The organism is Undibacterium umbellatum, from assembly GCF_014284125.1.
Taxonomy (GTDB): Bacteria; Pseudomonadota; Gammaproteobacteria; order Burkholderiales; family Burkholderiaceae_D; genus Undibacterium; species Undibacterium umbellatum.
This window is the reverse complement of record NZ_JACOFX010000015.1, coordinates 67,109-82,543: the sequence shown is the minus strand read 5'-3', so window position 1 is coordinate 82,543 and position 15,435 is coordinate 67,109. Positions and strand designations below refer to the sequence as shown.

The 15,435-nt window shown below is 52.4% G+C and carries 12 protein-coding genes; 8 read left to right on the top strand and 4 right to left on the bottom strand.

The features are described 5' to 3' along the window. Positions 1-68: 68 nt before the first annotated feature. The 3 genes from H8L47_RS22120 (at position 69) to H8L47_RS22110 (ending at position 4,280) form a co-directional block, all read left to right on the top strand. Complete coding sequence (locus H8L47_RS22120; protein WP_186955776.1) at positions 69-2,843, top strand: M16 family metallopeptidase; 2,775 nt, start codon at positions 69-71, stop codon at positions 2,841-2,843. Positions 2,844-2,916: 73 nt separating this feature from the next. Further along, on the top strand, positions 2,917-3,450 hold the full coding sequence (locus H8L47_RS22115; RefSeq protein ID WP_186955775.1) for an HD domain-containing protein: 534 nt from the start codon (positions 2,917-2,919) through the stop codon (positions 3,448-3,450). Positions 3,451-3,506: 56 nt separating this feature from the next. Then, positions 3,507-4,280 carry a substrate-binding periplasmic protein gene (locus H8L47_RS22110; protein ID WP_222616647.1) on the top strand — a complete coding sequence of 258 codons (774 nt, stop codon included), beginning with the start codon at positions 3,507-3,509 and terminating at the stop codon, positions 4,278-4,280. 8 nt (positions 4,281-4,288) lie between these two features. On the opposite strand, the gene H8L47_RS22105 is transcribed toward H8L47_RS22110, so the two are convergent. Then, positions 4,289-5,446, bottom strand: coding sequence for a DNA polymerase Y family protein (locus H8L47_RS22105; RefSeq protein ID WP_186955773.1), 1,158 nt, complete (start codon positions 5,444-5,446; stop codon positions 4,289-4,291). A 222-nt stretch (positions 5,447-5,668) separates the two neighbouring features. On the opposite strand from H8L47_RS22105, the gene H8L47_RS22100 reads away from it, so the two are divergent. Genes H8L47_RS22100 through H8L47_RS22090 form a run of 3 tightly spaced genes read left to right on the top strand, consistent with a single transcriptional unit; the run spans position 5,669 to position 9,648 of the window. After that, the gene (locus H8L47_RS22100; RefSeq protein WP_186955772.1) at positions 5,669-6,136 is read left to right on the top strand and encodes a thioredoxin family protein; all 468 of its coding nucleotides are present in this window, start codon (positions 5,669-5,671) and stop codon (positions 6,134-6,136) included. A gap of 17 nt (positions 6,137-6,153) precedes the next feature. Next, entirely contained in the window at positions 6,154-8,487 is a 2,334-nt protein-coding gene (locus tag H8L47_RS22095) for a PAS domain-containing sensor histidine kinase (protein WP_186955771.1), read from the top strand. 57 nt (positions 8,488-8,544) lie between these two features. After that, positions 8,545-9,648 (top strand): NHL repeat-containing protein, encoded by a 1,104-nt coding sequence (locus H8L47_RS22090; protein WP_186955770.1) that lies wholly within the window; start codon positions 8,545-8,547, stop codon positions 9,646-9,648. 18 nt (positions 9,649-9,666) lie between these two features. On the opposite strand, the gene H8L47_RS22085 is transcribed toward H8L47_RS22090, so the two are convergent. Next, on the bottom strand, positions 9,667-10,665 hold the full coding sequence (locus H8L47_RS22085; RefSeq protein WP_186955769.1) for a helix-turn-helix transcriptional regulator: 999 nt from the start codon (positions 10,663-10,665) through the stop codon (positions 9,667-9,669). 140 nt (positions 10,666-10,805) lie between these two features. On the opposite strand from H8L47_RS22085, the gene H8L47_RS22080 reads away from it, so the two are divergent. Continuing rightward, complete coding sequence (locus tag H8L47_RS22080) at positions 10,806-12,401, top strand: GMC family oxidoreductase (RefSeq protein WP_186955768.1); 1,596 nt, start codon at positions 10,806-10,808, stop codon at positions 12,399-12,401. Between the two features lie 18 nt (positions 12,402-12,419). Here the strand turns inward: H8L47_RS22080 and H8L47_RS22075 are convergent, their stop codons facing one another. Together H8L47_RS22075 and H8L47_RS22070 are read right to left on the bottom strand one after the other, a co-directional pair. Next, entirely contained in the window at positions 12,420-13,976 is a 1,557-nt protein-coding gene (locus tag H8L47_RS22075; protein WP_186955767.1) for an amidase, read from the bottom strand. Positions 13,977-13,994: 18 nt separating this feature from the next. Further along, entirely contained in the window at positions 13,995-14,378 is a 384-nt protein-coding gene (locus H8L47_RS22070) for a SirB2 family protein (RefSeq protein ID WP_186955766.1), read from the bottom strand. Positions 14,379-14,530: 152 nt separating this feature from the next. Here H8L47_RS22070 and H8L47_RS22065 point away from each other — a divergent pair, with 152 nt between their 5' ends. Next, positions 14,531-15,355 carry a D-hexose-6-phosphate mutarotase gene (locus H8L47_RS22065; RefSeq protein ID WP_186955765.1) on the top strand — a complete coding sequence of 275 codons (825 nt, stop codon included), beginning with the start codon at positions 14,531-14,533 and terminating at the stop codon, positions 15,353-15,355. The last annotated feature ends 80 nt before the right edge of the window (positions 15,356-15,435 follow it).

The window sequence follows — 15,435 nt, the reverse complement described above, 5'->3', positions numbered from 1 at the left end:
GTATTATCTGCAGGCGAATACACTGACATTCACCATTTTGCATTTACCTCATCTATAAAGGTCGCTACATGAAATCATCGCGCATGCAACTCAGCAGCTTGAGCCTCTCCCTGGCATTGGCTTTTACTACCCTGGTCCATCTCCCGCCAGCCATCGCGGCTGAAAATGCAGCGACAGCCAAAGCTGCCCTGCCTGCGGGCGTACAGTTTGTGCGCCAGGTAGAGGGAATAGACGAGTACCAGTTGTTGAATGGCATGCGTGTCTTGCTGGTGCAAGATGCCAGCAAACCGACTACCACCGTAAATATTACTTACCGGGTAGGCTCGCGCCATGAAAACTATGGCGAAACTGGCATGGCGCATTTGCTCGAACATCTGATGTTCAAGGGCAGTAAGGCCCATCCACGTCTGTGGGAAGAAATGTCACAGCGCGGCGTGCAATTCAATGGTACGACCTGGCTGGACCGCACCAATTACTATGAAACCTTTGCTGCCAAGCCGGAAACCCTGGCCTGGGCCATCAGTATGGAAGCCGACCGTATGGTCAACTCACGCATCTCCGGCGAAGACCTTAAGACAGAATTCACCGTCGTGCGCAATGAAATGGAAAAAAATGAGAACTCCGGCATCGCCATCCTGATACAGCGCATCATGTCGGCCGCCCATCAATGGCATAACTATGGCAAGGACACCATAGGCGCACGTACAGATGTGGAAAACGTCAACATCCCGCACCTGCAAGCTTTCTGGCGCAAATACTACCAGCCTGACAATGCCACCCTGATCGTAGCTGGTGCCTTTGATGCCAAACAGGCTCTGCAATTGATTGCGACCAAATTTGGCAAAATACCAAAACCAAAACGTGCGCTGGAACCTACGTACACATTAGATCCCGTGCAAGATGGTGAGCGCGATGTCATTGTCCGTCGCGTTGGTGATTCACAAGCCATCGCAGCTTTGTACCACACCGTACCTGCAGCCCACCCTGATTATGCCGCGACTGAGGCGCTGGCCCTGATCCTGGGCGACACACCCAATGGCCGCCTGTACAAGGCCCTGGTTGAAACCAAGAAAACTGCCGATGTATTCCCGTGGGCCGCAAATCTGGAAGAACCAGGTTTCCTGATGCTGGGCGCCAACTTGCGTACTGAGCAAAACCTGCCAGAAGCCAAGAAGATCTTGCTGGAAACCATAGAAGGCTTTGACAAGGTTCCTGTCACAGAAGCAGAACTGACACGTGCCAAGGCCAAGCTGGATTCAGATATCGCGCAGATTTTCAATGATCCTGAAAAATTTGCCGTGGCTCTTTCGGAAAGTATCGCCGCTGGTGACTGGCGTTTGTTCTTCTTGTTCCGCGACCGCGTCAAGGCACTCAAGGCTGAAGATGTACAGCGCGTCGCCACTACCTGGCTGAAGTCAAGCAACCGCACCTCAGGCAGTTTTATCCCGACAGAAAAGCCGGACCGCTCACCTGCCCCGGCCAAAGTTGCTGTGGATGAGCAAATCAAGCAATTAAAACCTGGCGTGGCCATCGCCCAGGCAGAAAATTTTATCGCTTCGGCTGACAATATCGACAAGCGCACTATCACAGGCGCACTCAGCAATGGCATGCAATACGCCTTGCTGCCCAAGACGACACGTGGCAATACTGTTGTGCTGTCGATGATGTTGAATTTTGGCGATGAAAACAGCCTGAAAGGCAAGGCCGGTGCTGCCGAGCTGGCCGCTGCCATGCTCAACCGTGGTACGGAAAAACTCAGCCGTCAACAATTCACCGAAGAATTGGACAAACTCAAGACCAAGTTGCAAATCAGTGGTTCAGTTTCTACCGCCAACGTACAGGTGGAAACCATACGTGACAATCTGCCCAGAGTACTGGAATTATTGCGCGATGCCCTGCGTCAGCCTGCCTTCAATGAAGCCGAGTTCACACAATTGCTCAATTCTCAGTTGGCACAACTGGAAGAGTCACGCAAGGAACCTCAAGCTGTCGCCGTCGATGCAGGCAGGAAAGCACAAAATACCTATCCCAGCGATGACGCCCGCTACTATCGCAGCATAGATGAACAGATTGCCTATCTGAAAACAGCCAAACTGGCAGATGCCAAGGCATTCTGGAAACAGTTTTATGGTGCCAATCATGCAAAACAGGCACAAATTGCTGTCGTCGGCGAATTTGATGCCAACGGCTTGAAAGCAGAATTGCAAAAAACCTTCGGTGACTGGAACACATCACAAAAATTCACCCGTCTCCCCAAACCTTTCCTGGCAACTAAGGCCGATGACAAGCAAATCATCACACCGGACAAAGCGAATGCCTTCTTCTTTGCAACCATGCTGGTACCGGTCGGTAACAAACACCCTGATTATCCGGCACTGGTACTGGGCAATTACCTCATGGGCGGCAGTGCCAATTCACGCATACTGAACCGCATACGTCAAAAAGATGGGGTCAGCTATGGTGGTGGTTCCAGCTTTAGTGGTTCATCGGTAGAAGAAGTGGGGGCCTTCAATGCCGGTGCTATTTACGCACCGCAAAACCGAGTCAAGCTTGAAACTGGCATACGTGAAGAAATGGCCCGCGTACAGACGGAAGGCTTTACAGCAGCGGAACTGGAAGATGGCAAGAAGAGCCTGATCCAGCAATATCAACTCGAACGCAGCCAGGACGCCGCACTGGCCAATAGTCTGGTCAACAACCTCTATCTTGGTCGTAATATGCAATTCCAGGCGGATATAGAAAAGAAGATACAGTCACTGACTGTGGCTCAAGTCAAAGAAGCCATGACTAAACATCTGGGATTTGAAAAAACCTTGCGCGTGTTTGCGGGCGACTTCAAATAAGCTTTTTCAGTAACGGACAGGCTTGCGCAATATGTTGTGCAAGCCTTTTTTATTGTTTTTTTGATTGCTTGCCATGCTTAACACTAAAGCAGAAGCCTACCAGTTACTGTCATGCCTGGGTGCCTCAGAGCGTTTGCTGACCCACGTAAAACTGGTGGGCGAAGCAGCAGAATTATTGATTTCAAACTTTGAAGACATGGATGTGCAGTTCGATGCAAATCTGATACGTCTTGGTACTGCCATCCATGACGCAGGCAAAATCCTGCACCCTCATGAACTGGATGGCCCTGGCTCAATGCATGAACCTGCTGGTGAAAAAATGCTGCTGGCGCAAGGTGTACAAGCCGCAGCGGCAAGGTGTTGCGTGACACACGCGCAATGGCAACATGGCGACCTGAGTCTGGAAGAATTAGCCGTCGCTGCTGCCGACAAATTATGGAAGGGCAAGCGAGAAGCGGAACTGGAGCTCAAACTAATCCAGGCCATTGCGCTACAAAAACAAGTTGATCACTGGGATGTGTTCACCAGGCTGGACGATGTATTTGAAACAATCGCTGCAGATGGCAGTGAAAGATTACAACGCAGCAGGCTTGTAACTATCTCTTAAAATCTGGGCAGCAGACTTGGGCTACACTGAGTTTTTGCCAACGCAAAGCCACCACCATGAGTGTCCGGGTTTTTCGCTCTCTTGTTATTATTGCTAGCTGCCTTTCTGGTAGCGCATCACTGGCGACCGGCAGACCTGTCATGCAACTGGCTTCGCTGGAATGGGCACCGTATGTTGGCAAACATCTGCCTGATGAAGGATTAACTTCGGTCATCGTCAAGGCAGCTGCCTTGCAAGCGGGGATGGATACCCAAATCAGTTACACCCCGTGGAGCCGTGCTGTGCAACTGGGGCAAAAGGACCCTGCTTACGCTGGATATTTCCCGGCCTTTTATTTGAAGGAGCGGGAAAAAACCTGTTATTTTTCCGGCCCGCTGGGGAATAGCATCGTTGGCCTGGCTGCTGTCAAAAACAGGCATTTCGACTGGAAAAATTACGCCGACCTGAAGGGCTTGACCATAGGGGTTGTGCGAGACTATGCCAATGGCGAGGAATTTGATGCCCAGGTTAAAAAAGAACAATTAAAACTGGATGTGGCACCTTCAGACATCAGCAATTTGCGCAAATTGATGGCTGGACGTGTCGACCTGGTGGTCATCAGCAAGGATGTCTTGCGGCAGTTGCTGATTACCGAACCAAGCCTCAAAAGCGGCCAGGAAAGCATTATTTTCCACCCCAAGGAAATCATCAATTTTTCGTTGCACATTTGCTTCCAGCGCAATGAACGTGGGTTGAAATATCAGCAACTCATCAATCCCTATCTGGAAAAACTCAATCTCAGAAGAATAGAAAACCTGTACTTCCAACAAATGCAAAGTGCCCAGCCATAAAGTTCAATTTATGGATCCTCAAACAACATACCCTGGCTCACCTGGCGCTCATTGATGACGTCTGCTTCTCTCACCAGGGCACTGGCCCTGACTCCTAACAAGCGAAAGCGGTTTTCCAGTGCCACCCGACGCAGACATTCCCCGGCTGCCTTGCGTATGATGGCGGGATCGGCAGTTGCTACAGGGATGGTCATGTCGCGTGTCGAAATACGGAAATCCGTGTAACGGATCTTAATGCCTACAGTTTTGCAGCGGTATCCCTTCACTGTCAAATCCTTCGCCAGGCGATAACAAAGATCGGTGAAAATATCGGTCAATACTGCCTTGTCATGAACGGCATGCAAGTCGCGGTCAAACGTGGTTTCCCTGCTGATGACCTTGGGTTCTGACTCAGTTGATATCTCCCTGTCATCAATGCCACGGGCCGCATTGTATAGCCACCCGGCGTAATTACTGCCGAAGGTAGTTTGCAGCAAACCCAGGTCTGCATTTGCCAGCTCGCCAACGGTGTTGATACCCAGGCTCGCCAGGCGCTCAGTTGATTTTGGACCTATCCCATTCACCTTTTTCACAGACAAAGGCCATATACGTGTTGGCACGTCTTCCAAATCCAGGATAGTCAGTCCATCAGGTTTATCCAGATCGGATCCGATTTTTGCCAACAACTTATTTGGTGCAACACAAATGGAGCAGGTCAGGCCAGTTGCTTCATTCACTGCCTGTTTCAAACTGCTTGCCAGGGCGTGGGTTTCTTGCGGATGATCGGTCAGGTCGATATAAATTTCATCTATACCGCGATTTTCAATTTTGGGAGCAATCTTGCCAACTGCTTCTTTAAAAAGACGCGAATAATGACGATAAGACTCAAAATCTGTAGGCAGTAAATACACATCCGGTGCCAGCTTCGCAGCCTTCATGATACCCATTGCGGAAAATATGCCGAGCGCCCGCGCAGCATAGGTCGAAGTGGTTGCAACACCACGCCCGACATAGTCCTTTATCCGTGAAAATTCATGCGTGCCATCGCCTTTTGGAATCGGGCGATGTGAGGAACCCCCACCTATGAGTACGGCTTGCCCCCGTAGCTCTGGATATCTCAATAGTTCCACAGATGCATAAAAGGCATCCATGTCCAGATGAGCAATCCTGCGTGATTTATTATTCATAGCAATCAATAATCGCCATCCGTCGATCATTTTTTTCAAAAGGTCCTGGCAGGTTCACAAGGAAATACACTATTTTATCCTGAAACAGCGAAATAACTGAATATACATACAGCAAAACAAGGTTTGCCGACAACAAGAAATTACAGCCAGATACGGTTTAAGCTAAGATAGACTGACCATGCATGTATTGCTTTTTCTCTTGAATTTTCTGATGGAACGATGATGAAAAAACTGCTTTCCCTGATTTTCACACTGAGTCTGGCATGGCTTATCAACCCGGCCAGCGCCGCTCCACCGCAAGCTTATGACGAAACGGCCGATGCCAAGGCGGCTGTCAGCCAGGCGCTGGCGGAAGCCAGAAAAGTGGATAAAAAAGTCCTGGTCATCTTTGGCGCAAACTGGTGCAAGGATTGCCTGGAACTCGATAAATCCATGCACGGCAAAAACGAGGCCCTGCTCGCCAGCAAGTTCATTACGGTAAAAGTGAATGTAGGCCAGTTTGATAAAAACAAGGAACTGGTCGACTTGTACGGCAACCCCACCAAAAAAGGCATACCGGCGGCGGTCTTGCTACGCCCTGACAATAGTGTGCTGTATGCTTCCAAAGGCGGTGAATTGTCAAATGCGCGCAAGATGAGTGAGCAAGGCGTCTACGATTTCTTTGATGAAATCACAGCGCTGTATCGCTGATTAACAAGTGAACGGGCATGTCTGAAGACCCTGCAATGTCAGCCAAACTAAAGCCGGACGAAAATGATCTGGCAGCATTGCAGCGCAGTCACGCCTTGTTGTCGAATTTTTCGCGCTGCCTGCCCGGTATGTTTTATCAATTCCGGCGCTACCCTGATGGACGGTTTTGCCTGCCCTATGCCAGCGATGCGGTAGAAGCCTTTTTTGGCGTCAAGGCAGAACAATTGCGTGAAGATGCCAGCTTCATGTTTGCCAAAGTCCATCCTGAAGACCTGCCACGGATGGTGGCAACGGTGCGCAAGTCTTTTGCCGAACTCAGCCTCTGGCATCAGGAATACCGCATCATTTCTGACGATGGCCTGGACCGCTGGGTAGTTGGCGATGCCACGCCTGAAGCACTACCGGATGGCAGCGTACTCTGGCATGGTTTCCTGAGTGACAATACCGAACGCAAACTGACCGAGCAAAGATTGCAGGCCGCCGAACGCCAGCGCCGCCTGGTGATGAAGGCCTCAAATCAGGGTTTGTATGACATCAACCTGCAAACTGGTGCAGGTAATTTCAGTGCTGAATATTTGCAGATGCTGGGCTATGAGCCCGGTGATTTTGACCAGCCCCAGCAGTTCTGGGAATATTTCTGGGGAACGGCGGTGCATCCCGATGATGTCGCTCATCTCAAGCGCGCCTATAAAAGCCATGCCGCAACCCAGGGCAACACCGATTACCACGCTGAATTCAGGCAAAAAAACAAGGCAGGTGAGTGGCGCTGGATCATGTCGCTCGGCAGCATCGTCGAATGGGATAGCAAAGGCAAGCCTTTGCGCATGGTAGGTACGCATATCGATATCACCGAACGCAAACAAACCGAGGAAATGCTCAGGCATAACCAGGAGTTGCTCGAAGCTAACAAGAACCGCTACAAGGAGTTAGCCAGGGAACTGGAAATCCTCATCACCAATGCGCCAGTAGGCATCATGTTTGTCAGCGATGGCGCCATCGTCAGGGCCAACAAGGCACTGGCAGAACTCTGCCGCTTCCCTGACGCCCAGGCCATGATAGGTGTGAAGACCACTTTCCTGTATCAGGGACCGGAAGATTACCAGGCTTTTAGCGCCCGGGTTGTCCCCGGCTTGCAGGCGGATGAATTGGTGGAACTGGAATGGCAGTTGCGACGCTTCAATGGCGAATCTTTCACTGGCCGTGTAGCAGGACGCGCCTTGCCGATGGAAAGCTATGTCCGTGGCGCAGTCTGGATGATAGAAGATGTCACCGAACAAAGATTGACGCTGGATGCCTTGCGCACCAGTGAACAACGCCTGCAAAGGTTGATGAATTCCAGCCTGATCGGCATTATCCAGGGCAATGAAGCCGGCCAGATACTGGATGTTAATGATGTGTTTACCCAGTTCAGTGGCTATGACCGCGACTATTTGCTGACCCAGAATACCGCCTGGGACACCCTGCTGTCCCATCAGGATTTGAAAATCTGCCAGCAGGCATATAAGGAATTGATACAGACTGGCACTACCGCGCCTTTCGAAATCATGTTGCAACAGGGTGAGAATGTTGGTGTGCCTATCCTGGTCGGCCTCAGCCACCTGGAAAACTCTGAACGGGGCTGGGTGGCCTTTGCCATGGATATCAGCGACAGGTTGCGCATGAACCGATTGAAGACAGAATTCATTTCTGTCGTCAGCCATGAGTTGCGTACCCCGCTGACCTCGATACGCGGTTCACTGAGCCTGCTGGAATCGGGTGTCAGTGGTGTGCTGCCGAAACAGGCGGAACATCTGATACGCATCGCCCACAATAACAGCAAACGTCTGATTACCCTGGTCAATGATATTCTGGATATGGACAAGCTGGCCAGCGGCAAGATGATTTTCAAATCAGAAGCCATGGACCTGGTGGCCCTGGTCAAAAATTCCCTGGAATCGAATATGGCCTATGCCGCCTCGCTCAAGGTCGGCCTGCAACTGGAACAACATCCCCAGCAAGCCTGGATACTGGCTGACCATGACAGGCTCATGCAAGTCATGGCCAACCTGATCTCGAATGCGGCGAAATTTTCCAAAGAAGGTGAAGCCGTCGTCCTGCGTATACTCAATACCGAATCCCGCTTTCGTGTCGAAGTCAGCGACTGCGGTGCGGGCATTGCACCAGAGTTTCAAGAACACTTGTTTGAACCTTTCACCCAGGCCGATGGTACCGATACCCGGCAAAAAGGTGGCACTGGCCTGGGCTTATCGATTACCAAGGCCATGCTGGAAAAAATGCATGGACAAATTGGATTCACCAGCGCCCCAGGGGAGGGGACAACTTTCTGGTTTGAGTTTGATGTTTATCGTTAAATTGTTGTATAGTCCTGAAAGATAATAATTATCTTTAATACAATTTAATTTCCAGATATGCTACCAGCTCAAATACGCTGCACACACCATTTAGCTTTCTCTTGCCTGCTCATTGCTGTACTGCTGTCTGCCTGTGGTGGAGGGAGCAGTAACACCGCTACTCATGTAGTCAATGACAAACCTGCCAGTGCGATTTCAGTATTTGCAGGCGCAATTGATGCTCCAGGCTACCAGGACGGGGCTGCCAGCAATGCCCGGTTTGCGCACGACTCCCTCTCAGGGATGGCAATCGATATTGCCGGCAATATCTATGTCGCAGATCGTGGCAGCAACACAATACGCAAAATTACCCCAGGTGGTAATGTGACAACGCTGGCAGGTACCGCAGGTATGAGGGAGGGAAAAGACGGCAATGGCGCTGCGGCTGGCTTTTTTGACCCATCTGGAATAGCTGTTGACCGTAGCGGTAACGTCTACGTCGCTGATTTTTCGATTCGTAAAATTACCCCTGACGGCAAGGTAAGCACCTTAGCTGACAGCGGTGCACCGCTGGGCTGGGATGGCATGGGCAACACTTTTGGAACGCCTTACCGCGCCAGAGGTGTCGCTGTTGATAGCAGCGGGAACGTCTATGCCAGCTACACCGGTTACACGAATACCACGATACAAAAAATCAGCCCTACTGGTGTCGTCACTACTTTTGCAGGCATGCTCAAGGCATCTGGCTCAGAAGACGGCACAGGCGCTGCAGCAAGATTTTCAGGCAGCAGTTTTCTGGCCACTGACAATAACGATAATGTGTATGTCGCTGAAACAAATTCCCTACGCAAGATCACTCCTGCCGGAGTGGTGACGACTGTGGCAGGCAGTAGTGGCAATTACGGCACAACTGATGGCACAGGAGCGGCAGCAAGATTCACACGTGTGAACCAGCTGGTGCTGGACAAGGCTGGCAGTATCTATGTCAGTGACGAGAATGTCATACGAAAAATCAGCCCGAATGGGACTGTGACCAATCTGGCAGGTACACGTGGCAACAGCGCTACACAGACAGGCAATTTGCCGGGTTCTTTCCAAAACCTGGGTGGTCTGGCAGTCGGGCCAGACAATCAGTTATATGCCGTGACTACAGGTGCGATCCTGAAAATACCGACTCAATAAAAATGCTGGAAAACAGACTTACTGCTGCCTGAATTCCGAAGGCGTCATATGTACTGCCCGTTTGAACGCACGGCGAAAACTGCGGCTGTCTGAATAATGTAATAGCGCTGCAATATCGTCCAGGCTGATGCTGGTATTGCGCAGAAAATGCTTGGCTTTCTCCATGCGCAGGCTTTCTGCAATTTGAAAATAAGAGCAGCCTTCGCGCACCAGCAGACGGTGCAGGGAACGTTCGCTGATGCCCAGTGCTTGCGCCAGTTCAGGCACGCTGCGGTAATCGCATTGCAGGTTGACCAGCTTGTGCAAGAGGCTTTGCCTGCCTGTCAGACCGACTGCGGCCAGCTCTGCATCACAGCGCATTTTACTATCTGCCGCAAGCTCTGGATCAGGGTTGATCAACAAGGTGGAGAGTGCGCTGTTGTTGACGATGATGCGACTGACATCGGCACCATAGACAACCGGGCAGCCAAAAAAATCTTCGGCAACTGAGCGGCTGGCCTGGTGCTTGCCACGCAACTCTACCCGTTCGATTTGCAGGGCATGGCCACACAGTGCTTGGCTGACATTAATGGCAGTTGCCAGGTGGTCGGTATCGAGGAAATCCTGTAACTCGCTATCATCAAACAGCGGGCGGGCTGTCAGTATCGATGTGCGCTCACCGGGTTCCAGTTGTAATTGCACCATGGCACCGGCGATCAACTGGTATTCCAGGCCGAAGTGCATGGCGTCTGACAGTGTTGCCTGGGCCAGCATGCCGCTGCCCATCGCTCCCAGTGCGGGCAGGGATTTGCGGGCGCCGGACAATATCCCCAGGTCTGCCCCGCCATGATGAAGCGCCCTCAGCAAACTCTCCCTGGCTTGCATGTAGCTGATGCGTACATCGCCGCATGTCTGTCCTTCTGCATCCAGCTCAAGCGCCGGGAATATCTCTTGCAAACGCCAGTCACGCTCGCGACCTATCGCCAGCAAACCCGAGAACGGGTGAGCCGGAAATACCGCATCCTGTACTGAAAGCACCTTGTTGTTCATCCTTGCTTTAGCTGCAACCTGGCAGTATTTGTCCTTACTTTCTGGAGCCTGAAGATTTAATATCTTAAGCTACACCGGAATATAAAATTCGGCAACACTGTAAAAACTAAAAATACTTAAGAGACAATATGACAACAACACCTGACTACATCGTCGTCGGTGGCGGTTCCGGCGCTTGTGCCGTGGCTGGCCGCCTGACGGAAGACCCCGATCTGCATGTGACCGTACTGGAATCCGGTGGCAAGGGTGACAGTTGGGTGGTGAATACACCGGCAGGTGTGGTGGCGATGTTGCCGACCAAGCTGAACAATTGGGCTTTTGAAACCGTGCCGCAGCCCGGCCTGAATGGCAGGCGCGGATACCAGCCGCGCGGCAAGATGCTGGGTGGTTCGTCGGGCATCAATGCCATGGTGTATATCCGTGGCCACAGGCAGGATTATGATCAGTGGGCGGCGCTCGGCAATACTGGCTGGTCTTTCGATGAAGTCTTGCCTTACTTCAAAAAATCAGAAAACAATGAAACCCATGGCGGCCATTATCATGGCCAGTCTGGGCCGCTGCATGTCAGTGAATTGCGCAGCGACAATCCCTACCAGAAAATTTACCTGGAAGCAGCCCGCCAGGCTGGCTTCAATATCAATACCGACTTCAATGGTGAAGAGCAGGAAGGTGTAGGGATCTATCAGGTGACCCAGCACAATGGTGAACGCTGGACAGCCGCACGCGGCTACCTGCACCCACACATGGGCAAGCGCAATAATCTGCAAGTGGAAACTGGCTGTCATGTGACGCGCATTCTGTTTGAAGGCAAGCGTGCCATCGGCGTTGAATACCGGCAAGCTGGGCAAGTCAAGACCCTGAAAGCAGGTAAGGAAGTCTTGCTGGCGGCGGGTGCTTTCCAGACTCCGCAATTACTGATGCTGTCTGGCGTGGGTGATGGCAAGGCTTTGCAAGCGCTGGGGATACCGGTAGTGCATGACCTGCCCGGAGTAGGCCAGAATTTGCAGGATCATCCTGACTTCGTCTTCAAGTACCGCGCCAAGAGCCTGGACTTGCTGGGCGTATCTGCTGGTGGCAGCTTGCGTATGGTGAAAGAATTCAGGCGCTATCAAAGCCAGCGACGTGGTTTGCTGACTTCAAACGGTGCAGAAGGCGGTGGCTTTTTAAAAACTGATCCCAGCCTGACTGCGCCAGATATACAACTGCATTTTGTCCTGGCCATGCTGGATGACCATGCGCGTAAGCTGCATCTGGGTCATGGCTATTCCTGTCATATGTGTTTGTTGCGGCCTAAAAGCGTGGGTGAAGTAACGCTGGCCAGCAAAGACGCCATGGCTGCCCCCTTGATCAATCCGCGCTTCCTGGAACACCCGGACGACATCGAGAACATGGTCAAGGGTTTTAAACTCACGCGCAAACTGATGGATGCACCGGCACTGGTGGCGGCACGCACCAGCGATTTCCAGACTGCCAATGTGCATACCGATGATGAGATACGTGCCGTCTTGCGCCAGACCAGCGACACCGTGTATCACCCCATAGGCACCTGCAAGATGGGTGTGGATGCCATGGCCGTGGTCGACCCGCAATTAAAGGTACATGGCATGACAGGTTTGCGTGTGGTGGATGCCTCCATCATGCCTACCCTGATAGGCGGCAATACCAATGCCCCTACCATGATGATAGGCGAAAAGGCGGCGGATATGATCAGGGCCGGCTTGTAGTTGACAAGACAGCTTAGCTTACTTGGCCGCCGCAGTCGCCGTAGTAGTCAGGCTGGGTGCAGGCAGGGCTGGCCTGGCCTGCTCAAAGGCATAACCCATGTTCAGCAATTTTGCTTCTGACCAGGCACCGGCAAACAGTGACAAACCAACCGGCAAGCCCCGGACCTGGCCCATGGGCACGGTCAGGTGGGGGTAACCGGCAATCGCCGCCGGGCTGCTGGAACTGCCTTCGACAATATCACCAGCCTTATAGTCGATCAGCCAGGCTGTGCCTGTGGTCGGCGCGATCAGGGCGTCGAGCTTGTATTTTTTCAGCACGGCATCTATGCCCTGTTTGCCGGCACGCAGCTTGACGCGAGCGCTGGCCTGGCGGTAGGCGGCGTCGCTGAGCTTGCCTTTGGCCTGCGCCTGCTCCATCAGTTCCTGGGCGAAATAAGGCATGACAGTATCGGCATGCTGCTGGTTGTAGGCAATCACATCAGCCATGCTACGGGTCTTGACGGTTGCGGGCGTCTTGGCCAGATAGGCATCCAGGTCAGCCTTGAATTCATAGAGCAAGACAGTCAGTTCATCCTTGTCAAGTTCTTCGAGATAAGGCAAGTCTATCTGGTCTACTACGGTTGCCCCCTGGGCGATCAGGATAGCCAGGCTTTTGTCGAACAAGGCTTTGGTGTCAACATCATAGCCATCCACCATTTTGCGTACGATGCCCAGACGCTTGCCCTGCAGGGCCGTAGCTTGCAAGCCCGCCGTATAGTCCTTGCTGCGGCGCTGGTCTGCCTGGCGGGTGGCAGCATCTTGCGGGTCACTGCCTGCCATGGCATTCAGGAGCATGGCGGCATCACGGACATTCAGGGTCATGGGCCCGGCGGTATCCTGGCTATGGCTGAGTGGCACTATACCGGTGCGGCTCACCAGGCCCAGGGTGGGTTTCAAGCCAACCAGGCCATTGACTGATGCGGGGCAGACGATCGAGCCATCTGTCTCCGTGCCTATCGCTGCCGGGATCAAACGCGCGGCCACCGCAGCGCCAGAGCCTGAACTGGAACCGCAAGGGCTGCGCTCAGGCGCATAGGGATTGCGGGTTTGTCCACCCGCACTGCTCCAGCCGCTGCTGGACTGGCTGGAACGCAAGTTGGCCCATTCACTGAGATTGGCCTTGCCCATGATAATGGCACCAGCCGCTCGCAAGCGGGCTACCAGCGGAGCATCTTGTGCTGCCCAATTATCTGCCAGCGCCACTGAGCCTGCCGTAGTAACCATGCCCTGGACGGCAATATTGTCTTTCAAGAGCAAAGGCAAACCAGCCAGGCTGCCGTGTGGTGCTTTTTGCTGGTCTGCTGTCTTTGCATCCTGCCTGGCATTCGGATTACGCGTAGTCACCGCCTGTATGCCGGGGTTATAGATATTGATGCGCGCATCATACAAGTCATAAATCTGGCTGGCTGTGGTCTTGCCCGCCTTGATATCTTGCGCCAGCTCATGCAGAGTCTCGCTGGCACAGGCGTGTCCTGGCAGCACAAACAATGCAGACATGACAGCCAGAGTGCTGAAACTGAGAACAGGTGATTTCATGTGCTTGCTTTCCTTCAATCAAAATGGAATTGGCTGGCGGCTCAGGGCCACGCTGATGATATAAATAAAAGTCAGGATGGCGGCGATAAAGGCAGCCATCCGTATGGCCGGGGTCTTGCCGCGCTTGAGGGCCAGGGTGCCAAAAGCGATATAGACCAATAATGCCAGCAGTTTGGCGGTCAGCCAGTTTTGCTGGAAGGGGTATTGCCCGCTCCACCAGGCCAACGCTATGGCACTGCCCAGCAAGACAGTATCGACAATATGCGGCAAGATTTTTACCCAGCGTTGTTGCAGCATGGCTGAGTCTCGTATCTTCCAGAAGCCGCGCAACAGGAACAAGCTGCCGCTCAATCCTACACAGGTCAGATGCACATGTTTGATGGCGAGATAGCTGAGGGACATGTTGGTTTCGATATCTGAGTAATTTTTTTGTGTCTGCAATACTAACCGAAAGCAATTGTTTTTTGTCGTAGCAAATTGATGCTAAAGCAATACCGTTTGCACGACTATCCATTACACTGATGGATATCAACATTTACTGAAAGAAAGCCTGCATGAATTTTCTCAGTCTCCGGTCACAAGACGGTGCTACCGCAAAAATTGCCAGCCAGGGTGCGCATGTATGTTCCTGGATACCTGCCGGTGGAGTGGAGCAATTATTCATGAGTAAAAGCTCGGCTTTTCAGGATGGTGTCGCCATACGTGGCGGTGTGCCGGTGGTGTTCCCACAGTTTTCCAATCAGGGCACCTTACCCAAGCATGGCTTTGCCCGTACCTCGGAATGGAAGCTCTTGCAGTCTGGCCTGGCAGAGCATGGCGCAGCGGTTGCAGTCTATGAACTCAGGGAAAACATTGCCCGCCTGACGATATGGCCGCATGTCTTCCGCGCCCAGTTGCGCATCAGCATACTCGCTAACGCCTTGCAGATGGCACTGGAGGTAGAAAATACCGGCGACACCAATTTCAGCTTTTGCACTGCCCTGCATACCTATCTGGCCGTACAGGATATTACCAGCGTCAGCCTGCACGGGCTGCAGGGCCTGCGTTACCGCGACACTGTCAGCGGCGCAGATCATTGCCTGGAAGCCGATTCTTTCCTGCGCATCAATGGCGAGACTGACCGCATCTACAGCTATGCCCCGGCGCAACTGGAGCTCCATCAGCCACATCAGCGCACCCTCATACGCAGCAATGGTTTTGACGATGCCGTGGTCTGGAACCCTGGTGCTGGTGCATCAAAGATCAATGATCTGCATGCGGGAGGCGAGCAACACATGCTATGCGTAGAAGCAGCAACGATATTGCGCCCTGTCAGCCTGGCACCCGGTGAAAGCTGGGGGGCCACCCAGACACTGGAAGTTGTCGCCACAATTGATTGACAAATAACTACATTTAACAGATAGTGACAATCTAACTTTTTTTGCAGATACGGCGATTATCACCTATCCATATTACAAAA